General features: G+C 57.4%; 17 protein-coding genes, 1 tRNA gene, 1 pseudogene and 1 riboswitch. Of the genes and pseudogenes, 7 read left to right on the top strand and 12 right to left on the bottom strand.

What is annotated here, in order from left to right; translation table 11 throughout:
- The first annotated feature begins 202 nt into the window (after positions 1 to 202).
- On the top strand, positions 203 to 880 hold the full coding sequence (locus tag ACYCFC_RS04920; protein ID WP_459653282.1) for a TIGR04211 family SH3 domain-containing protein: 678 nt from the start codon (positions 203 to 205) through the stop codon (positions 878 to 880).
- A gap of 10 nt (positions 881 to 890) precedes the next feature.
- Here the strand turns inward: ACYCFC_RS04920 and ACYCFC_RS04915 are convergent, their stop codons facing one another.
- The 4 genes from ACYCFC_RS04915 to ACYCFC_RS04900 all read right to left on the bottom strand — a co-directional run bounded on the left by ACYCFC_RS04915 (position 891) and on the right by ACYCFC_RS04900 (position 6,760).
- On the bottom strand, positions 891 to 1,097 hold the full coding sequence (locus ACYCFC_RS04915; protein ID WP_181086410.1) for a DUF3079 domain-containing protein: 207 nt from the start codon (positions 1,095 to 1,097) through the stop codon (positions 891 to 893).
- 108 nt (positions 1,098 to 1,205) lie between these two features.
- Complete coding sequence (locus tag ACYCFC_RS04910) at positions 1,206 to 3,569, bottom strand: DNA polymerase II (protein WP_459653281.1); 2,364 nt, start codon at positions 3,567 to 3,569, stop codon at positions 1,206 to 1,208.
- A gap of 64 nt (positions 3,570 to 3,633) precedes the next feature.
- The gene (locus ACYCFC_RS04905) at positions 3,634 to 4,539 is read right to left on the bottom strand and encodes a chemotaxis protein CheW (protein ID WP_459653280.1); all 906 of its coding nucleotides are present in this window, start codon (positions 4,537 to 4,539) and stop codon (positions 3,634 to 3,636) included.
- Between the two features lie 106 nt (positions 4,540 to 4,645).
- Complete coding sequence (locus tag ACYCFC_RS04900) at positions 4,646 to 6,760, bottom strand: 4Fe-4S binding protein (RefSeq protein WP_459653279.1); 2,115 nt, start codon at positions 6,758 to 6,760, stop codon at positions 4,646 to 4,648.
- A 152-nt stretch (positions 6,761 to 6,912) separates the two neighbouring features.
- Between ACYCFC_RS04900 and ACYCFC_RS04895 the strand changes: the two genes are divergently transcribed.
- A complete protein-coding gene (locus ACYCFC_RS04895) occupies positions 6,913 to 7,209 on the top strand; it encodes a GNAT family N-acetyltransferase (protein WP_459653278.1) in 297 nt (98 codons plus the stop codon).
- A gap of 50 nt (positions 7,210 to 7,259) precedes the next feature.
- The gene (locus tag ACYCFC_RS04890; RefSeq protein WP_181086415.1) at positions 7,260 to 7,613 is read left to right on the top strand and encodes a YkgJ family cysteine cluster protein; all 354 of its coding nucleotides are present in this window, start codon (positions 7,260 to 7,262) and stop codon (positions 7,611 to 7,613) included.
- Between the two features lie 77 nt (positions 7,614 to 7,690).
- Here the strand turns inward: ACYCFC_RS04890 and ACYCFC_RS04885 are convergent, their stop codons facing one another.
- On the bottom strand, positions 7,691 to 8,965 hold the full coding sequence (locus tag ACYCFC_RS04885) for a D-amino acid dehydrogenase (RefSeq protein WP_459653277.1): 1,275 nt from the start codon (positions 8,963 to 8,965) through the stop codon (positions 7,691 to 7,693).
- A 154-nt stretch (positions 8,966 to 9,119) separates the two neighbouring features.
- Positions 9,120 to 9,217: riboswitch (glycine riboswitch) on the bottom strand.
- Positions 9,218 to 9,404: 187 nt separating this feature from the next.
- A complete protein-coding gene (locus ACYCFC_RS04880) occupies positions 9,405 to 10,805 on the bottom strand; it encodes a DegQ family serine endoprotease (protein ID WP_459653276.1) in 1,401 nt (466 codons plus the stop codon).
- A 330-nt stretch (positions 10,806 to 11,135) separates the two neighbouring features.
- Here ACYCFC_RS04880 and ACYCFC_RS04875 point away from each other — a divergent pair, with 330 nt between their 5' ends.
- Entirely contained in the window at positions 11,136 to 11,312 is a 177-nt protein-coding gene (locus tag ACYCFC_RS04875) for a hypothetical protein (RefSeq protein WP_459653275.1), read from the top strand.
- Positions 11,313 to 11,458: 146 nt separating this feature from the next.
- Here the strand turns inward: ACYCFC_RS04875 and ACYCFC_RS04870 are convergent.
- A tRNA-Ser gene (locus tag ACYCFC_RS04870) sits at positions 11,459 to 11,548 on the bottom strand.
- Positions 11,549 to 11,676: 128 nt separating this feature from the next.
- Between ACYCFC_RS04870 and ACYCFC_RS04865 the strand changes: the two genes are divergently transcribed.
- The gene (locus ACYCFC_RS04865; protein ID WP_181086419.1) at positions 11,677 to 12,342 is read left to right on the top strand and encodes a Bax inhibitor-1/YccA family protein; all 666 of its coding nucleotides are present in this window, start codon (positions 11,677 to 11,679) and stop codon (positions 12,340 to 12,342) included.
- Between the two features lie 605 nt (positions 12,343 to 12,947).
- Here ACYCFC_RS04865 and ACYCFC_RS04860 read toward each other — a convergent pair.
- From ACYCFC_RS04860 to ACYCFC_RS04845, 4 genes are all read right to left on the bottom strand, one after another.
- Entirely contained in the window at positions 12,948 to 13,613 is a 666-nt protein-coding gene (locus ACYCFC_RS04860) for a response regulator transcription factor (RefSeq protein ID WP_181086420.1), read from the bottom strand.
- Between the two features lie 352 nt (positions 13,614 to 13,965).
- On the bottom strand, positions 13,966 to 14,916 hold the full coding sequence (locus tag ACYCFC_RS04855; protein ID WP_181086421.1) for a transporter: 951 nt from the start codon (positions 14,914 to 14,916) through the stop codon (positions 13,966 to 13,968).
- A 74-nt stretch (positions 14,917 to 14,990) separates the two neighbouring features.
- Positions 14,991 to 16,040 carry an alpha/beta fold hydrolase gene (locus ACYCFC_RS04850; RefSeq protein ID WP_181086422.1) on the bottom strand — a complete coding sequence of 350 codons (1,050 nt, stop codon included), beginning with the start codon at positions 16,038 to 16,040 and terminating at the stop codon, positions 14,991 to 14,993.
- 78 nt (positions 16,041 to 16,118) lie between these two features.
- The gene (locus tag ACYCFC_RS04845; protein ID WP_181086423.1) at positions 16,119 to 17,774 is read right to left on the bottom strand and encodes a flavin-containing monooxygenase; all 1,656 of its coding nucleotides are present in this window, start codon (positions 17,772 to 17,774) and stop codon (positions 16,119 to 16,121) included.
- 400 nt (positions 17,775 to 18,174) lie between these two features.
- On the opposite strand from ACYCFC_RS04845, the gene ACYCFC_RS04840 reads away from it, so the two are divergent.
- Together ACYCFC_RS04840 and ACYCFC_RS04835 are read left to right on the top strand one after the other, a co-directional pair.
- Positions 18,175 to 19,350, top strand: coding sequence for an IS4 family transposase (locus ACYCFC_RS04840; RefSeq protein WP_459653274.1), 1,176 nt, complete (start codon positions 18,175 to 18,177; stop codon positions 19,348 to 19,350).
- Between the two features lie 83 nt (positions 19,351 to 19,433).
- Positions 19,434 to 19,582, top strand: a pseudogene (locus tag ACYCFC_RS04835) (IS5/IS1182 family transposase); the annotation flags it as partial.
- Between the two features lie 132 nt (positions 19,583 to 19,714).
- Here the strand turns inward: ACYCFC_RS04835 and ACYCFC_RS04830 are convergent.
- Entirely contained in the window at positions 19,715 to 20,632 is a 918-nt protein-coding gene (locus tag ACYCFC_RS04830) for a helix-turn-helix domain-containing protein (protein WP_459653273.1), read from the bottom strand.
- Positions 20,633 to 20,879: the final 247 nt, after the last annotated feature.

Here is a 20,879-nt window from a genome sequence, read left to right as displayed (position 1 = left end):
AACCCCGGGAGCCTCCCGCTGTCAGTCCTGTCTGCAGCATTACAGGGTCGCAGGCCCAACCCTGGGAGAAAACATCCTCCTGCCGGTATATCTGCCCCTTCGCTTATCGCGACACGCTGCAAAGGAACTCGCCGGCTCCGGGTCCGCTTTCGCGCAGGTCCGCTCACCGAAGCCTTCATCTTTTTTCAACGCGAAGACCGTCATGCCTTTATCTCGTCATCTGCCTGCACTTATTTCCCGTTTTTCCAGGCCGGCCCCTTGCTGCAGCGCCTTTCGCGCCGCTGTACTGGGTACGCTGCTGGCCGTCACCGTACCGGCCCAAGCTCAGCAGGCGAGCAGTGAACGCTGGGTCAGCGACAGCCTGAACACCTATGTACGCAGCGGTCCGACCGACGGTTATCGCATCGTTGGCACCCTCAGTTCCGGACAGAAGGTCGAGCTGCTCCAGACCAGCGGCGACTACAGCCAGGTACGCGGCGAAAATGGCGACCGCGTCTGGATTCGCAGCAGCGATCTGCAGAACGTTCCTGGCCAGGCAGAGCGCCTGCCGCAACTTGAGCAGCAGGTTGCCGAACTCAGTGAAGAGCTGCGCACCATCAATGACAGTTGGCAGGCCCGCGTACAGGGCATGCAGGAAACCCTCGACTCACGCAAGGCGCTGATCGACGAGCTGGAGGCGCGCCGTACAGCGCTCGACGAAGCGCTCACCGCCACCCAGTCAGAACTGCGCGACGCCCAGGCGCGGCTGGGTGACGAGAACAACCAGGTACTGATGCGCTACATGGTCTACGGTGGCAGCATCGCCGGTGCCGGCCTGCTGGTCGGACTGATCCTCCCGGCGCTGACCCGTGGCCGCAAGCGCAACAGCGGCTGGGTCTGAGGCTGAGGATTCAGGCGAGTTTTCTCTCGGGATTGTCACTGGCGATCAGATCGCCCCAGTCGCCGTGCAGATACCAGTCCTCACCGATCATCTCCGAGGGATGCTGGGTACGGTCGGCGCCGTTGCCGCAGGCCAGCGAATCCGCCGGGCAATAGCGGTCGCAGCCCCAGCAGATGCGCTCGGGATGCGGGGGATTCAGGGGAAACTTCTTGGCCATGCCGACCTCGGCCTGCAGCAGATGGACGACCTCAGGTTACCCAGCGATCCCAGGGTTGAACTTGATCATGCTCAAGAAACGGCGCACCCGGCGTCCGGGCCTCAATCTTCAGAACAGACCGAGCTGATCATCGATCAGCGCTGAAAAGCTGTCGTTCACGAACGGCAGGATGGCATCGGCGATTGGCTGCAGCTGGCGCGTCACGTAGTGGTCGTAGTCGATGGCCGCACGCCGCACCTCCAGCGGTTCCGGCCCGGCCAGGGTCATCAGGTAGCTGATCCAGCCGCCGCTCTGGTATTGCCGTGGCCGGCCCTGCCGCTGATTGTAGTCATCGGCGATGCGTGCGGCGCGTACATGGGGCGGCACGTTGCGCTGATAGTCGTCCAGCCGGCGCCGTAACCGCTTGCGAAACACCAGCAGCTCGTCCCGCTCGCCAGCCAGGGTGCTGCGCACGTAGTCGCGAACATAGTCCTGATAGGGCTCGCGCTTGAAAATGCGCCGGTACAGCTCCTGCTGGAACTGCTGGGCCAACGGCGACCAGTCGGAGCGAACGGTTTCCAGCCCCTTGAACACCAGGCCCTCGCTGCCATCGGCGTGAGTGACCAGCCCGGCATAGCGTTTCTTGCTGCCCTCCTCCGCGCCGCGAATGGTGGGCATCAGAAAGCGCTTGAAGTGGGTTTCGAACTGGATTTCCAGCGCGCTGCTCAGACCAGACTCGCGCTGCAGGTGTTCATGCCACCACTGGTTGATATGGCGCACCAGCGCCTGGCCGATCTGCGCGGCATCCTCGTCGCCGTGCGCGCGCTTGAGCCAGACGAAGGTGGAATCGGTATCGCCGTAGATCACGCGGTAGCCCTGGGCCTCGATCAGCTCGCGCGTCCTGCGCATGATCTCGTGCCCGCGCAGGGTAATGGAGGACGCCAGGCGCGGGTCGAAGAAACGACAGCCGCTGGAACCGAGCACGCCATAGAAGGCATTCATGATGATCTTCAGGGCCTGCGAAAGCGGCATGTTGCCCTCGCGCTTGGCCGCCTCGCGGCCCTGCCAGACACGCTCGACGATGGCCGGCAGGCAATGCCGCGTTCTGCAGAAGCGCGCCCCGAGAAAACCTGCCACCGAGTCGCTGTCCGCTGGCTGGCGCATGCCCTCGACGAGGCCCACCGGGTCGATGAGAAAGGTGCGGATGATCGACGGATACAGGCTCTTGTAGTCCAGCACCAGCACCGACTCGTAAAGACCGGGCCGGGAATTCATCACGAAACCGCCGGGGCTGGCCTGTGGCGGGCGCTCGCCCAGGTTCGGCGCGACGAAGCCCTTGCGGTGCATCAGCGGGATATACAGATGTTCGAACGCAGCCACCGAACCACCGCTGCGATCAGCCGGCAAGCCGGTGACGGTGGCGCGCTCCAGCAGGAAGGTCAGCAATTCGGTTCTGGCGAAGATGCGCGTGACCAGCTCGCAGTCCTTGAGGTTGTAGCGCGCCAGTGCCGGCTTGTCCTCGGCGAACATGCGGTTGATCTCGTCCATCCGCTGATAGGGCGTATCGATGGCCTTGCCTTCGCCAAGCAGGGTCTGGGCGACGTTCTCCAGGCTGTACGAAGGAAAACTCCAGGTCGCCGAACGCAGCGCCTCGATGCCGTCGATGATCAGCCGTCCTGCCGCCGCGGCGAAAAAGTGGTTGCGCCGGCTGCCGTGCTCGCGCCAGCCCATCTCCTCGCCAGCGCGCCCGAGACGCAGCGACACCTGATGACGCTGCGCCTGCTCGCGCAACACGCACAGATCGAACTGCACCAGATTCCAACCGATGATCGCATCGGGATCATGCTGCGCCAGCCAGTCGTTCAGCCGCTCGATCAGCTGCCTGCGGCTGTCGCAATACTCAAGCTGGAAATCCACCGCGCTGGCCTCGCCATTGGCCGGGCCGAGCATATACACCTGACGCTGCCCGCAGCCCTCCAGGGCAATGGAATACAGCTCGCCCGTGGCCGTGGTTTCGATGTCCAGGGAAACCAGTTGCAACCGCGGGCGGTACTGCGGCGCAGGCCGGATCTGCGCATCGACCAGCACGCCTTCGGCATCCGGCGTGCCGCTGAAGCTGACCGGCGCGGTGATGAAACGCTCCATCAGGTAACGTTCCGGCGGACGGATATCGGCCTCGTAGACATCCAGTCCAGCCTGGCGCAGGCGCTTGTCGAGGTTCATCAGTTGCCGGTGCTGCTTGCAGTACAGACCAACCACCGGGCGCTGATGGAAGTCGCTCAGATCGAGCGGACGCAGTTCGACGTCACGCTCGTCCTTGAGCAGTAACCGCGCCTGTTCGCATTGTTCGGCAGGAATGAAGGCAACCGAAGGCTGACAGGGCACGCGAATCCGCCGTGGCCCGGCATCGGTCGCCAGCCAGAACTCCACTTCGGTGCCTGCAGCCGTGTCGCGCCAATGCCGGGTCAGGACGAAACCCTGCTGTAGATCCACCGCTGACCACCTCAATGTTGCTCGAAGCGATCTATTCTACGCGGCATTGCATGAAGGCATCCGCTCAGGCCGACGCATCCTCACCCAGATGGATCACCCGCGCCGCACGCAACATGCATTTGGTGATTTCCGGCGGCGAGAATTTGGTGAGAATGGCGTTAGCCCCGGCAGCCTTGGCCTTGTCGGCGCTGATGGTGCTGTCCAGCGAGGTGTGCAGCAGCACATAGAGGTCGGCATAGTCCCGGTGGCTGCGCAGCGCCTGGGTAAAGGAATAGCCGTCCATTTCAGGCATTTCGATATCCGAGACCACCACATTGATCGCTTCGGCGGTGCCTTTCAGGCGGTCAAGCGTCGCAAAGCCTTCACGGGCGCTACGCACCGCGTGGCAGGTGATGCCCATCTTGCCGAGCGCCGCCAGCGACATGTGCAGGGCCACCTGGCTGTCATCGACGATCAGCGCCCGGGTTTCTCCGAGCAGCTGCGCATCCTGGTCATCGAGCTGGGACATATCGGCTTCGATCGGGGCCGGCACGATATTCAGAATCACCTTTTCCACGTCGAGAATCTGCACCAGCTGACCGTCGATTTCCGCCGCGCCGGTAATAAAGGAATTGGCACGTGTCCCGTAAGGCGGCGGCAGAATCTTCGATGAGGAAATATGCACGATCCTGACCACCGACTGCACGTGCAGCCCCTGCTTGAAGCGGCTGATTTCGGTAACGATCAGGCAACCACCCTGGGCATCCTGCAGGGGCGGCATGCCGATGGCCAGACTCAGGTCGATGACCGATAGCGGCTGGCCTCGCAGCGTGGCGACGCCGCGCACATGCGGGTGCGATTCGGGAAGGCGGATCAGCGAGGGGGTCGGAATGATCTCGCTGACCTTCAACAGATTGATCGCCATCTGTTTGCCGCTGCGAAGCGTGAACAGCAGAAGCGACAGAGAGCCGGTGGCCGATAAAGTATCCATGCATGGTCCTGTGGAGAAAGCCGGTTCGTCACCGGGAATCATCTCGATACAGGACACTATCGACCGGCCTGGCGGAATCTTCAGTCCGGCGGCGCGACTTTTCCCTTCATGAGGCGGGCACCGAAGCATCGGTAGCGATCAGGTCGACCTGCTTGCCGGCTTTCTGCATTTTCTTGCGGGCGCTGATGCTGGCCACGCATTGATCCTCGTTGTTGAGAATGACGATGCATTCCAGACACTGGATGCACTCATCGTAGTCGATGCGACCATCGCGCCGGATGGCGCCGATCTCGCAGTGATTCCGGCAATGCTGGCAGGGCTGACCGCAGGCATCGATGCGCCTGAGCCAGGAGAACAGCCGGAATCTGCCCAGTACCGCCAGCCCGGCTCCGAGCGGGCAGACGTAGCGGCAATAGAACTTGTGCACGAACAGCCCAAGCCCGAGCAGGATCAGCGCATAGAGCACGAACGGCCAGGAGCGCACGAAGAACAGCGTGATGCTGGTCTTGAACGGCTCCACCTCCGCCAGCCGCTCGGCCAGGGTCAGCGAATAGAAGGCCGCAGGCACCAGGCCGATGAGTATCAGGTACTTGAGCCACTGCAGACGCAGATGGAGGGGCTCGGAAATCTTCCACTGGCGAATGCGCAGCCGCTTGGCCACCCAGCCGAGCATTTCCTGCAGCGCACCGAAGGGGCACAACCAGCCACAGAATACGCCACGCCCCCAGATGAACAGCGTGACGAAGGTGAAGCTCCAGAGGATGAAGATCACCGGATCCATCAGGAACACGCGGATATCGAAGTCCTTCGCGAGCGCCAGCAAGAGGGTGAAGATATTCACCACCGACAGCTGGCCCTGCGCATACAGGCCGATGAATACCAGGGTAAACAGCAGGAAGCCCGCGCGGAACAGATGGAAGCCCCGACTCTGCTGGCTGATGCGATGTTGCCAGATGAACACCCCGCTCAGCACCATCAGCGACAGCCCCAGCAGGCCGACCTGCCACCAGCGCTCCTGCCAAATACGCAACCAGATCGGTACGGGCCTGGCCTCGGCCTTGGCTTCCTGGATATCGAACAGCTGCGCATCGAGCTGGAAATCACGGGTGAAATCGACCTTGGTTTCCACCAGATGATTACGCCGCAACTGCGCGATCAGACGCAAGCCGGACGCCTGCGCCGGGTTGAATGCCGCGTGCGACTTGATGCGGAAGATATGTGCCTCGCCATCGCTGATGGGCGAGTCGAGCGCATCCAGTACCGCGCCGTTATTGAAGTTCATGTCGTGCAGTTCGATGGCATGCTCGTTCTGCATCAGCACGATGCGACTGGGCGCCGTGGCCGGCACGAAGTCGTCCGGGACGTGGGGGTACATGCCCGAAGACATCACCAGCAAGGCCTGCTCGCCCGGCTTCAGTTCCTCGTTGAGCCGTGCAAAACCCGCCTCACCGAGCAGGTTGCGACCGATGAGGGGCGCATTCAGGTAGGCGAAATGCAGATCGGCGAAGGCTGGCTGGTCCAGGTCCAGTTCCGGATAGCCATCGAGCTCATGTCCAAGGCTTTTTTCCACCTCTTCACGAGTCAGGGTCCAGTGTTGAACGAGGCCGCGTTCAAGCAACTGATTCCAGTCGAGCGGCTCGTAAAGATCCATCTTCGGCGTTGCCAAGGGACTGCTGGCAAAGCCGTCCAGCAGCTTGCGCGCGACCGTCAGGGCCGACAGCAGAACCGTCTCGTTGAGAATGACCACCGAGACCGTAGCCTTGCTGACATTATCGATTCGCGTGACCGAGTCACCTTCGCTGGCACCCTGCCGACCGCCGACGATAATCGGCTTGCCAATGGGCTTGAGACGGTACTGATCGACGAAATCGTACAGCGACTGCTCGCCCAGCCCATGCAGGAACACCGGTTCGTGGTGCTCCAATACCTTCACCCCTGCCAGCACACCCTGGGGGTTCATGCCGATCAGCAAGCGTATCGGCTTGCCGGAAAAACCCTGCAGATTCGAGTAGTCACTGGATTCGAAGGCATAGCCGATCAACTCGTCGAGCTGGTAGACACTGTAGACCGGCGGCTCTTCCTGCTTCGGCTCGATGCGCGTGGCCTTGGGGAACAGCTGCATGATCCAGGCGTCCATTTCCTGGGCGTAGCCTGACGGGCTGGCGAGGATCAGCAGCATCAGCAGCGCACGGGCATACGACGAAAAGCGGCAGCCGGTCATGGGGGCCTCGAACCTTATTATTGTGCTCTCATGCTAGCGAGCACCCGCACCGGCACCATGCGACTTGCCGGTCGATCAGGCAGTACTTCAGTGCCGGACAGGGTCTATCCGAAAGGCAACCGCACGGGCAAACAGGCAGGAGGAAGTCCCCCATGAGCCATCAAGACGCACAGGTTCGGCACGATGAAAGTCGGCAGTGCTATGTCCTGGAAATAAACGGTCAGCCTCTGGGCTTTGCCCAGTATCAGGAAGAAGGCGACCGTCAGGTTTTCACCCACACCGAAATCGACGACAGCCTCGCCGGCCAAGGCATGGGCAGCATGCTGGCGCGCGCAGCGCTGGACGATGCCCGCCGGCGCGGCAAGCGCATCGTGCCGGTCTGTGCGTTCATCGCCGCCTATGTGAACAAGCACCCGGACTGGAACGACGTCCTAGACCAGCCCACCTGAAGCCGCGAAGGGCTAACATGGTGGCCGCGAAACCTGGAACAGGACACGTAATGGACCGCACCAACCGCAAGATCGATCAGCTGCGACGGCAGATTCCCGGCTTCGCCTGCGTGCCGGGCTGTCATGATTGCTGCGGGCCGGTCACGGCCTCATCCGAAGAAATGGCGCGGCTGCCGCATAAAAGCGACGCCGAACACGAGGCCGCGCTGGAGCACTGGAACTGCGTGCACCTCGGCCCGCAGGGCTGCGAAGCCTACGACGAGCGACCGCTCATCTGCCGCCTGTTCGGCACCACCGCCAGCCTGCCCTGCCCACACGGGCGCGGCCCGGCAACGGCCACCACGCCCCTGGTGGAAAAACAGGTGCATCAACTTATCGCCAGCACTCGCCAGGTACTGGTCTGACGCCCCTCACGAACAAAGGCCCATAATCACGAAACCCCGCTGACTAGGCGGGGTTTCGCTCAGGCTGACAGCGCCGGTCAGGCAGCAGTTGACTGCCGGGCTGCAGCGATGGGTACAACGACAGGCTCAGGCAAACCCAGGGTCTGCCCCACCACATCGCCGATCATGTCCGCAGTGATGGCGCTCAGCGTCCAGCCGAGATGGCCGTGGCCGGTGTTGTAGAACACGCAAGGTGACTTGCCGCGCCCGACCTTCGGCATCATGTTCGGCATCATCGGACGCAATCCAGCCCAGGGAACGACGCTCTGGGTACTGACGCCGGGGAAACACTCGTTCACCCACTCCACCAGCGGGCGAATGCGATCGGCGCGGATGTCGTGGTTGTAGCCATTGAACTCGGCAGTCCCCGCTACACGCAGGCGATGATCGCCAAGACGGCTGGTCACCAGCTTGGTTTCGTCATCCAGCAGGCTCACCGTCGGCGCGGCGGCGCGACTGGCTTCGTCATTGAGATTGACCGTGATCGAATACCCCTTGACCGGGTAAATATTCACCCGATCGCCCAACTGCGCGGCGAGCGCCCGACTGGCGGTGCCGGCGCAGACGACCATGCCATCGAAGTGCAGGGTTTCTTCACCATCTGCGGTGCCAAGGGTGACACTGGCCTGCCTGCCATCGGTGGCCACACGCTTCACATCCTGACCATAGCGGCAATCGACGCCTAGGCGGATCGCCGCCGCTGCCAGGCCATTGGTGAACAGATGAATATCGCCAGTGGAATCGCACTCGGTGTAATAGCCGCCGTAATACTGTCCTGCCAAAGTCGGCTCGATGACGCGCATCTCGTCCGGCGTTACGCTACGGCGCGGCAAACCACCGGCGGCCAACAATCTGGAGACCTCACCGGCATGCTCGAAGCCGGCCCGGTCCCGATAGATATGCAGGATGCCTGCCTTCTTCAGGTCGAAGTCGATGCCTTCTTCCTCGGCCCAGGCAAACAGATGTTCACGCGCGGCGATGGCCAGGCGTGCGGTTTCGGTGGTGTTGGCGCGGTACTGCGGGATGGATGCGATGAATTCCGCAAACCAGGAAAGCTTGTGCCAGCTGGGCTTTGGATTAACCAGCAATGGCGCATCGCTCTTGAGCATCCACTTCATGCCCTTGAGGATGGTCGACCAGTGGTTCCAGACCTCGGCGTTCGACGCAGAAAGCTGCCCACCGTTGGCGAAGGACGTTTCCATCGCGGCATAACGGTGCTTTTCGAAAAGAGTGACGTCGAATCCGCGCTTGGCCAGCGCATAGGCCGTGGTGATACCTGTGATACCACCACCGATGACAGCGATTGTTTTCATTGTGTCGCTCCAGGACGTCATAGGGATTGGAGCCCATCCGCACTATGCGGATCAGGCGCCCCCTCTGTCCTGGACCTGAGAGTTTTCACGAGCGGACTCGCTTGCTCCTTCGGTGCGCCCGGCTGACGATTGCCCGGCGGCTCTTCAGAGTTCAACAGCAGTATCGGTCCTTTTGCCTGAGAGTTTCCGGGGCGGTTGCTCCTTCGGCGCTGTCGACGGTCATGCCGTTACAGTCTCTCCCGATACCACATCATGCCGGCTGCACAAGGCACCGCGACAAAAGCAGCCGGCCCCGATTTAGGTAGCAGGGCTGGCTGTAATCATGTCCATGCGTTTCTACAGCAGGCTCGCGACAAAAGATAGTCCAGAAGGTAGCGATCCGACAGCCGACTTTCGACTATCGGACCACCTCAGCCACTGCTCCCTCCCGGAGCCGCAATTATCTCGGCAGCCTGAAGGTAATGAAGCTGGCCCGCCCCTGACGCAACACCCGCATCGACACCGAGCGATTGTGCGGCAGCTTTTCGACGACCTGACCGAACGTCTTCACCGAATCAATGGCCTGGTTGTTCAGATGGGTGATCACATCGCCCGGACGCAGGCCAATCATGGCCGCGGGGCCGTTGCCGACTTCGCTGATCACGACACCGCCCTCAAGATCGAGCGCCCGCTTCTGCTCGGCATTCAGCGCACTCACCGTCACCCCCAGGCGGTTGTCACTGAGCTTGCCCGAGCCACTGGCCGCAGCGAGTGCCTGCCCTTCATCCGGTAGTGCGCCAATCTTCAGCTTGAGATTCTTGCGGCTACCGTCGCGGATCACTTCGAACCTGACCGTGGTATCCGGCTTCAGCGCACCGACCTGATGCGGCAGATCACCGGAGCGGTCGATAGGCTTGCCGTTGAGGCTCAGGATCACATCGCCCACCCGCAGCCCGCCTTTGGCTGCCGGCCCGCCATCCATCACCTGCGCCACCAGGGCACCGGCAGGACGCTCCAGGCCAAAGGATTCGGCCAGGTCCTTGTTCACGTCCTGGATCACCACACCAAGCCAACCGCGACTGACCTTGCCGTCTTCACGCAACTGATTGGCGACATCCATCGCAACATCGATGGGGATCGCGAACGAAAGCCCCATAAATCCACCCGAACGCGTGAATATCTGCGAATTGATACCCACCACTTCGCCAGCCAGATTGAACAGCGGACCACCGGAGTTGCCCGGATTGATCGCCACGTCCGTCTGAATAAAAGGCACGTAACTCTCGTTGGGCAAGCTGCGACCAATGGCGCTGACCACACCGGCAGTCACCGTATGATCGAAGCCGAACGGCGAACCGATGGCGACGACCCACTCCCCCGCTTTCAGCTTTTCCGAATTGCCCAATTTCACCGTGGGCAGATTGGCGCCTTCGATCTTCAGCACCGCCACGTCACTACGCGGGTCGGCCCCCACCAGTTTGGCCTGCAGCTCGCTGCGGTCCGGCAGGCGCACGATGATTTCATCGGCATCGGCCACCACATGATTGTTGGTCAGGATGTAGCCATCTTTGGAAATGATGAAGCCGGAACCCAGCGACTGCCCTTCGCGGCGGCGATCCGGCTGCTGCGGCATCCGCCGCTCGAAGAATTCGCGAAACATCGGCGGTATGCCTTCAAGATCGGGCATTTGCGCAGGCGCACCGCGCACCGGCTGGTTCTGCCGGGTACTGATGTTCACCACTGCCGGCGAGGCATCCTCCACCAGCGGCGTGAAATCAGGCAACGCGGCCTGGGCAGCGAGCACCTGTCCAAACAAGGCGACACCCGCCACAACGGCCAGGAAATTACTGCGAAGAAACATGATCGATGATCTCCCGACGTCAACATTGATTACGATCCGCCCCGAACAGACCGGACGGACAAGCAAGAAACAGAATGGGCTGCTCGGGATGGTCGGCACGCGCCGACCACCCCAATGAAGCGCCTAGGAATGAATTTACGACAACCATGGTCAGCTTCGTGTGAAGCGGATGTAAAGGGAAAGTAAGGTCTGAACGCAGCTCGGCGGTCATATGCCATCGCTGTCAACAGGCTGTAACCCGATCCAGGCAATCTCTGCGGCATGGAAGGCCAGGAATGGCTGGCGCAGGGATGCGCGCTCAATACATTCGACAGCGCAACAGGAGGCCCCATGAACAGCAAAACATTGGAAAACCTGGTCAGGCAGTCCGACTCCAACACCCAGCCGCCGCTGGAATTGTGGAGACAGCGGCACAGAGGCAAACGCGATTATCGCCCGAGCGCCGCCGCGCTGGTCCGCCGCGTCACGCTGGATGTCAGCGTCCAGGCTGTCGAAGGCTGGAGATAGCAGCGACGCCCAAACGATCCCCATGCCGCTGAAGGCCAGCCAGACGCGCCCACACGCTTGGTACCAATCTGGGACCACCCTCGCAGCCGTTCCCGCATCCCAGAAACGCCGAAGGCCCCGGAATACGGGGCCTTCGGTTCGCGATATGGCGGAGGAGGTGAGATTCGAACTCACGGAAGAGTTTCCCCTTCGACGGTTTTCAAGACCGTTGCATTCAACCGCTCTGCCACTCCTCCGCAGAGAGCGGGCGCAATAGTACCGGAACGAAACACACTGTCAAACTCTGTTGTCAGCTGGTAACAAAAGCTCTGCTATGATCCGGGACAATTCGTCTCAGGCTGAATACATCTACAGGAGTGTCGCCATGCAGCAACAATACGCATCTACGCACACACAGGTTGAACAACGGGAAGTCAGCCGTGTCTTGCGCAATACCTATGGCCTGCTGGCCCTGACGCTGGGCTTCAGCGCGCTGGTCGCCTACATGGCCATGCAGGCCAACGCCGCTTATCCCAACATCTTCGTGGTGCTGATCGGTTTCTACGGTCTGTTCTTCCTCACCGCCAAGCTGCGCAATTCCGTCTGGGGCCTGGTATCCACCTTCGCCCTGACCGGCTTCATGGGTTATACCCTGGGACCGATCCTCAACATGTACCTGGGCTTGGCCAGCGGTGGTGAGCTTATCGCCTCAGCCCTGTCGATGACGGCACTGGTGTTCTTCGGCCTGTCCGCATTCGTGCTGATCACCCGCAAGGACATGAGCTTTCTCAGCGGCTTCATCACCGCCGGCTTCTTCGTCCTGCTGGGCGCCATGATCGCCAGCTTCTTCTTCCAGATCAGCGGTCTGCAACTGGCGATCAGCGCCGGCTTCGTGCTGTTCTCCTCGGTCTGCATCCTCTACCAGACCAGCGCCATCATCCATGGCGGCGAGCGCAACTACATCATGGCCACCATCGGCCTGTATGTTTCGCTGTACAACCTGTTTATCAGCCTGTTGCAGTTGATGGGCATTATGGGTGGCGACGACTGATAGCCGCCCGCTGAATCAGCCCGCTTCGGCGGGCTTTTTTGTTGATGCGCCAGGCATGGCGCGTTGCGCGCAAGCGCAACCAGCTTGGCTGTGGTGTGTCGTGAGTGTCTGCAAATCTGAAGGAAGCCCAAGGCAAAATGCTGGCCTGATGAACAGGAAGCCGGCAGAGGTAGCGTAGCGGAGTAAGGTGGCAATGATCACTAAAACCCAGTACTTGCGGCGTAAATCCGACAGGTATAACCAGGAAGGCCGCACGAATGACCCTGGGATATCTGCTCTGCCTGCCATCTGCTACCGACATCGTGAGATGACGGGATGGATGAACAGAAGTCAGCAGAGGTCGTAGTTGCTGCTCGAAACTGGAGTGGCGAAGGGCCGAGCTTGCCATGACTAGATAGTCAGGCGTGATCTCTGCTGGAGCGTAAAGCAGAAACCCTGCGAACTCTGTCTGTCAGCAGTCAGCAACCGCCGCATACGGAACCGTGCGTACGGTGGCGTAAGACGACGACGGGGCAACCCCACTCCTTAACTGCTATTTACTATGGTCCGCCCAATACCTTTCCCGTAGGGCGAGCTTATCGCAATGATAATATTGACCATATTTCTCAGCGACGCAAATAAATATTGAAGTCAATATCCCTAGTAGCCAGAATGGCTTGCACGCGATTATATACATTGAGCTTATTCAAAATCGTCGATACATGTGCTTTGACCGTTGACTCAGCGACACCGAGGTTGTGAGCGATCTGTTTGTTCGATTCCCCTTTGGTCATACGCTCCAGGACTAGTAGCTGTTTGCGCGTGAGCGCTTGCAGTATATGGGGTGGGATGCGGTTTTCATTATATTGAGCACCGTGAGTGCTGGCTCGCTGGTTGCGGATAATGTCCAAAGGTAGGTACACATGGCCATCGAGGATCTGCTTGATCGCTTCGGCCATTTGTGAACGCGCTGAGGTTTTGGTGATGAAACCACAGGCCCCATAAGTAATGGCCCGCAGGACGATCTGCCTATCCTGCTCGGCAGAGATAATTGCCACCGGAATAGTCGGTGCTTCGTTGCGTATAGTGATCAGACCGTTGAGCCCATGCATTCCGGGCATATTGAGGTCCAGCAGGATCAAGTCAAGGTCTTCATTTTCCAGTGCCAGTGCCAATGCGCCATCGAAGTCGGCGGTTTCAAGAATATCGCTGCCTGGAAAGCTATCTCGTATGACGTCATGGATGGCTTCGCGAAACAGTGGGTGGTCATCAGCAATCAGCATCTTGTACAAGGTCTGGGCACCTCATTGTTTGGTTGTGGTGGCGCAGATCCTGCGGGGCTTATACACGGACTTGTACTACTCTATGATTTGTATGGCTTCTTGCGAATACTGGGCAGACCGCTCTGCTTGATCAGCAGTGCTTAGTGGCGCTGGTACCCAAATAGCCTTGTCGGGAAGATTATCTATCTGGCTCATGGGAAGAGGTAATAGATTCAGCTATTACTGCGACGCTTCCTGATCAGTTAGATCAGAAAGCGTTTCGACATTGGTTTCCAATGTTTCCGGAAAAACCTTGCTAGCCTATCCTTAACTTGGACTGGGAAAGTCCAAGCTATCAGGTGGTTACTTGGCTATGTGAGTTTCAGAAAACGTGAAGCAAGCGAAGGTTTAGACGCGAATCTTCTTTGTAGCCGTTTTCAACTGAGACATCACGACCAAATGTTGCAAGCAGCTGGGTTCTAGGGCTGACAAAATAAGAGCCCCCGGCCATGAATTTTTCTTGTTTGCTTTCGTTGTTCTGGCTTATACCCTCGACCTCTGTTTCCCCACCCCATATACGGGAATAGCCAGTGTGGATGGAGAGGTTTTCGCCAATCTTATATCGAAGAAAACCTTGCATCTGATACTGAGGGTCTTGCTCAAGCTTCAGTCCAGCTGGTGTGTAGTCATCGTTATCACCGAAAAGGGTAGCGTCAGCAACAAGGTCGAGGCTGATTTTATCGGTAAGAGCACGCATGTGACCAACTTGAAAAACATACTTCCAGCGATTCTCTCCGATATTAAGTGGCCTGTTCTTGTCATATCTACCCAAAGGGAGATGAAGGTACTGAGTGACTGCCAGTGTTTTACTCGTGGTTGACCCCTTAGTGTATATGGCGCTGCCTAGGATTGGGTCGCCCATGCCGCTCTCGCTGCCGAACGCACCACTTTCACCACCTGTGGATATGTGGGCGAAGGGCAGGATTAGTTGGAAGTTTGTTAGATGCCCTCTGATATCCTTGTAGCGCACAGCCCTGAGCATTGCAATGTCGGTATCATATTTGTGCTTGTCGCTGACTTTATCTCCGCCTTGGTACAGGTTATTTCGTTCTGCGTGCTGCATATAAAGCAAACCCAGCGTTGTGTCTGGGGGTACCATGTCATAGTCGCCTGGGTCAACATCCAGGGCATAGCAAAGAATTGGAAATTGAAATAAGAAAACAACTGAAAGCGATCGAGATTTTAGCTTAATGTTGCGGACTTTCTTCTGTTGAGAGGCTGTTTTTAGAGACTCTTGAAGGCGTAGAGAATATGCTTTTATTATTGTTTTCATGATTTTTCCAAATATTCATAAGTTTAAACTGGAGGGTGAGTACAGGAAGCTGTTCTCAGTTTTCAAGCTTATTTTTATGGAGCAGGGTATGCCAACAGTTCGGATAGGTGAGAGTCCACCTGCTTTAACATTTCTGCATCAGTTCCGAAAAGCCCAAGGTGCCCATCTACTGAGTTCAGAGGTTTGAACTCGCTATTTGGAATCAACTCTTGTTCGGCCTGAGCATCATTACAGGTGAAAAACATGTCATGGGAGATTGGCATTACGTAGGTCTTGGCCTTAATGCGACCTAACGCTGCGGCGAGATCGCCGTTGGTATTTCGACTTACATCACCCCGTTGCCATTTCCAGGCCATGGACAGCAAGTTATTAGGGTCCATCTCCGCGAAATAGGTGGTCATGAAGTCCTCGACGAAGGCCGAAACTGATTCAAAGCCCAAGGCTTCATGCCGATTGGTGCGGAAAAATTCAGTACTCCAGCCCATCACCGTCCAGAGCTTTGCATGACGTTTAAGTCCTGCTGCTACTTGGTCTACCGAGACGTACCGGCCATCCCGATAGCCCGGATCAGTTGTGATGGTTTCAACGAGTGTTTCTGTGAATACAAAGTCATGTGCACTGTTGCATGCTGTTCCCGCCATGCAGGCGGCGCGCTTCACAAAGTCGGGGTAGCGTACAGCCCACTCATAGGACTGCTGGGCCCCCATCGATCCGCCGACGACGAGTGCCAGACTTTCAAGGCCAAAGTGCTCGGTTAGCAATCGGTGCTGGGCGCGTACGTCGTCAGCTATCCTTACCTTCGGGAATTTCGGGCCAGCCATGGCCGCTGTACTGTTGCTTGGCGAGGTAGAGAGGCCATTGCCGATTTGATTGACGATGATGATGCAGTATTTTGAAGGGTCTAGAGCGCGGCATTCGCCGATATAGGCTTGCTCCATGATCTTGCTTGTACCGGAGTACCAGGTTGGAACAAGAATTGCGTTCCTCTTGTCGGCGTTGAGTGTTCCGTGTACTGCTACTGCCAGGTGGCAGTCAGGGATACTCCCGCCTTCCTCAAGCTCAAGAGTTCCGATGTTTATCAGTTCGAAAGGACCGTGATTTTCTTGCGAGTAGTAATTTGCCACGTCAGTTATCCTCATATATATCTGTCACGGCATAAGTTATAATACCGTGACAGTTTTATCGGGCGAGTGAATGTGACACTAAATAATATTAAAGCCAGGATAACCCTCGGCGGCTATCTGGTCACAACGCTGGTGGTAGTTGCCTGCACCGCCGATATAGGATAGAAGGCGACGCGGTTTACCATCTACGTTTGACCCCATGTACCAAGAGTCAGTTTTTACAACCAAAGTAGCGGAAGCTACTTCATCGTGATGCCGCACCCACTGATCTTCAAACTCGGCGGTCGCTTCGATGGTTTTCTTGCCTAGCTTGCCTGCAAAGTCGATACAGCCGGTTATCCAGTCGACCTGCTGCTGCAGGCAAGTAGTCATATTGCAGAGCGCGGCGGACGGTGCGAGTGGCGCACCAGTGGTGAACAGGTTGGGGTAACCGTGTATCTGTAGCCCCATCGAGGTACGGATTTCCTGCTGCCACTGCTCTTTTAGTGAACGATCATCGCGACCGCGAATATCGATGCGATTGAGTGCGCCGGAGCCAGCGTCAAAGCCCACGGCCAGCACAATGATGTCAACTTCGTGCACCTTGCCATCTGCTGTTTGAATGCCTTCGGGAACGATTCGCTCAATAGGGGCTTTTTTGCAGTCGACTGCTTCGACATTATTTTGCAAATAGACTTCAAGGTACTTGTTTTCCAGCGGTACACGGTGAGTTCCGAAGCCATAGTCGGTGGAAGAAGGAATGAGCAGGTCGCAAAGTTCCGGCTTAAAGTGAAGGCGCTTTCGCATCTTTTCGCGCACGAACTCAGAAACCGCTTCACTTACCTGCTCATCAAAGAACATTTCAGGGAAAGAGGCGAGCCAGAGTGATAGAGAGCCATCTTCCCATAGGTTCTCCAGCACGGCACGGCGCTCGTCAGGAGTCTTCTCAGCCCAGGTTCCGGCACCGAAGTCGTAATCGAAGCCGGCAAAGGTTTCTCGCACGCGCTTCTTGAGCTGGTGGAACTGTGAACCCCACTTTTCCCAGTCTTCCTTGCCGTATTTGGGGTTCTTCATTGGAATTACGTACTGGGGGGTACGCACAAAGACCTTTAACGATCCAACCTCGGGTGCAATGGTCTGGATCACCTGGATGCCGGTGGCACCGGTACCCACCACAGCCACACGCTTGCCCTTGAAGTCCACTGGTTCTTTTGGCCATAGGCCGGTGTGGTAAATCTCACCCTTGAAGCTAGCTTGGCCGGAGAAGCGATTGGTCAGCGGAGCGGACAGCATGCCGCAGCAGGCGATCAGGTACTGGGTGTCGATTGTTTCGCCGGCCTCGGTTGTTACTTTCCAGCGGCCGCGCTCCTCGCAGTAGTGGGCTGAAACAATACGGGTGTTGAACTGAATATCTTTTTTGAGATCCAGACGGTCCGCCACGAAATTCAGCCACTCTTCGGTTTCGGGCTGCGCGGGGAAACGCTCGGTTGGCTGCCAGGATTTATATAATTCTTCCGAGAACCAGTACTGATATATCTCAGCTTGGGAGTCGAAGCGAGCTCCGGGATAGCGATTCCAGTACCAAGTACCGCCGACACCTGAGGCAGTGTCATATGCACGAACATTAAAGCCCATCTCGCGAAGGCGATGCAATTGATATAAGCCGGCCACGCCTGCGCCAATCACCATTGCATCCAGTTGCGTTACTTTATCACTGGTGGAAGACGCAGGACTAATTTTCGTTAGAGAACCCATTGTTAAACCTCATTTTATTATGTTTATTTAATTTTACTGTCGGACTTTTTAAAGCAGAGCGAAACGGCAAAGCACGGAGAGACCTTAACAACACAGCGGGTAGTTGTTCTTGAAGAAAACGGTGAAAATATTGAAGATTTGGCAGGGGCTTTGATTGATTGTTGAGGCCGCTGTCTGAGCGATCTGCTGGCGCTACGGAAGCCCTGAAAAAGCCTTGTGCCGTGGCTCCCGCCCCCGCGAAGATGTGGGGCAGAAGCCCAAGTACTGCAGCGCTTCTGGATTCCCGCCTGCGCGCACTACTGTCCGGCACGTATATTGCCGATGAAGCTGAAAGGCTTGTGAAACCTGGGAGTACGGCTTAAACCGTAGAGCGCCAACTCAATCTCACAGGTTTCACAAGATGTTCAGGATAAGCCGTTTCCACGATCTGCTCAAAGCCCTCCCTCGCGGCGTCTTCGAACGCCTGGTCAATCAACAAGGAACTGACCGTCACAGCCGGTGCTTCACCAGTTGGGATCACCTTGTTGCGATGCTTTACGCCCACCTGTCTGGGGCAGGCAGCCTGCGTGAGCTTGAGGCCAGTTTTAATAGTCAGTCCAATCACCACTATCACCTGGGGACGGCTGCGATCCGGCGCTCAACGTTGGCCGAGGCCAATGGCCGGCGTAGCTCCGAGGTCTTTGCTCAAGTGGCGCAATACTTGATGGGCGGCGCCAGTCGTCAGCAACGGCGGGAGGGACAAGAACTGCTGTACCTACTGGATTCGACGTCCATCACCCTGAAAGGCTCAGGGTTCGATGACTGGACATTATCGGATCGCACGCGTCGAACTCAGGGGATAAAAGTTCATGTGCAGTATGCCGAGCAGGCTGCTCAGCCCGTAGATTGCCGTTTCAGCGCTGCCAATATCAACGATGTCGAGGTGGGCCAATGCCTGGATATTGAACCTCACGCGACGTACGTCTTCGACAAAGGCTATTGCGACTACAACTGGTGGGCGCGTCTGAATGAGCAGCAGGCCCGCTTCGTCACCCGTTTCAAGTACAACGCAGCACTGACCGTGCTTGAGACAAAGGCCATTGCCGCAGCCGATCAGGGCGTGATTTTGCAAGACCAACACGTCCGCTTCACTCACCGCTACCCAGGCGGTAAGCGCCTCAATGACTACAACAAGCCTTTGCGTCAGATCATTGTCCACCGCCCAGAACATGAGCGACCGCTGATCCTGGCGACCAACGATCTGGAGAGTCCTGCGGCAAGCATTGCAGAGCTTTACCGCCGTCGCTGGCGAATCGAGCTGTTCTTCAAGTGGATCAAACAGCACCTGAAGATCAAGCGGTTCCTGGGGCGTAGTGAGAATGCGGTGCGTATCCAGATTCTCTGCGCCTTGATCAGTTACCTGTTGCTGAGCCTCCATCGGACGCTGACAGGTGAGAAGAAGAGCCTGTGGATGCACATGGTTGCGGTGCGTTCAACCTTGTTACAGCGCCCAGGGATAGAGGTTGAGTGTTATCGACAGCGACAGGCGCGAAAACAAGAAATCGAGCGACGACAGGGGCAGCTCTTTGCGGCATAAATCGTGCCGGACAGTAGTGCGCCTGCGCGGGAATGACGACTGTCTCAGAGCATCCTTACTGAATCGGCAGTACCTATTACGTACGGGTGATTACGCATCAGTTCGGTTATGTAAAGACGTGTTTCCGTGGCCTACGAAGGACATGGCATAACTGGTGACGCTGTTCGCGCCGTCGAACCTGTGGATAGTACGCAGGCATTTACTGACGAATGCAGGAGAGGTTCGCCCGTGAGTAATATGGGGCATAGCCGCCGCGAGGTGCTCGCGGTGGCTATAAACATAGAAATTAGCGGGGGGGGGCTGATCGTTTTTGCCGCTTTCAAAAATTAGCAGGGCTGAAGTCGGCCAAAAATTCGAGGCTACTTCAGGCCTTTCCAGAGGGGAGTAGTGTACGAATCCTATTTTCGGTGCGTCTTAGTTGTCCCGGAGTGATGCCGAGCTTGGTGCGCAATACTCGAGTCAAGTGCGCCTGGTCTGAAAAGCCACACAGGTAGGCGATCTCTTTAATGGCGAATTTTTCATCGTGCAGCATGCGCTTAGCTCTCTCGATACGCTGTTCAGTAATAAATGTATGTGGTGAGCAGTTAAAGGATTCACTGAATTTTCTGGAAAATGACCATGCCCCTAGCCCCACAGCATCAGCCATGTCATCTACGCGTAGAGTGCCCTGTAGGTGGGCGTCAATATACTCAAGCAAGCGCTGTTTTTGTAGAAGGGATAGACAGCCTGGAGCCTCCCTTTCTCTAAGGGTTACGTTGGCGTAATGTCGCAGAAGATGAATTGCCAGTTGGATTGATAGAGAGTCAACATATAAGGAGCAGCCGATTGCACGGTTCGTTGTTTCCTTGGTGATCGCATTAACGATGGATGTCAATGCTTCGTCTTGTGTGTGAAGCAAATCATAAAGCCGAACATCTTCGATTGTGCGCTCCAAGACATCCATGGCCACACGTGACATAAGTGCATTTGAAATATATATGTGTGAAACGTCAATTTCTTCTGTCCAGTGCCAATGAGATGGCTGAGAGTTTGTCAGTAGAGAAATATCTCCTGGGGTGCAGTAAGCGCGTTTCCATTTGTCATCTGTACGCCTGTCCATCGGCGTGTGGCCTGTGGAGTAACTGACGATCATAAAGTGATCAATTGGTGGTAGTAGAACATCCTGTTTCATGTACCGATACGATCGTTGCTCTATGTCTTTCCACCCACGATCTTCGCTGGTACTGAGAACCTCGCCAGGTAACCACTTAATAAGATCCTTTGGTGCAATGGGCTTTTGCATGCTCGGGCTCTCTTTTTAGAATCGCTTATAGCTTCTCGCAGCGCGATGGGCTAGTACGACGTGCATTTTTATTGTAGGTGGCACGTAGCCGATGCCGCCGGGCTTTTGTGGACAAAGCTGTGGCACTTTCTTGGCCCTCGAATTACAGTCCAGCGACGGTTGCTCTGTCGACTCAACCTTCGGGGGAGAAGTGAGACTAAAGTATTGATTCATCACGCGCTGTGCCATGGAGTGGCGTACTGAGGTT

The organism is Stutzerimonas sp. NM35 (assembly GCF_054604355.1).
This window is presented reverse-complemented; position numbering and strand designations above follow the sequence as displayed.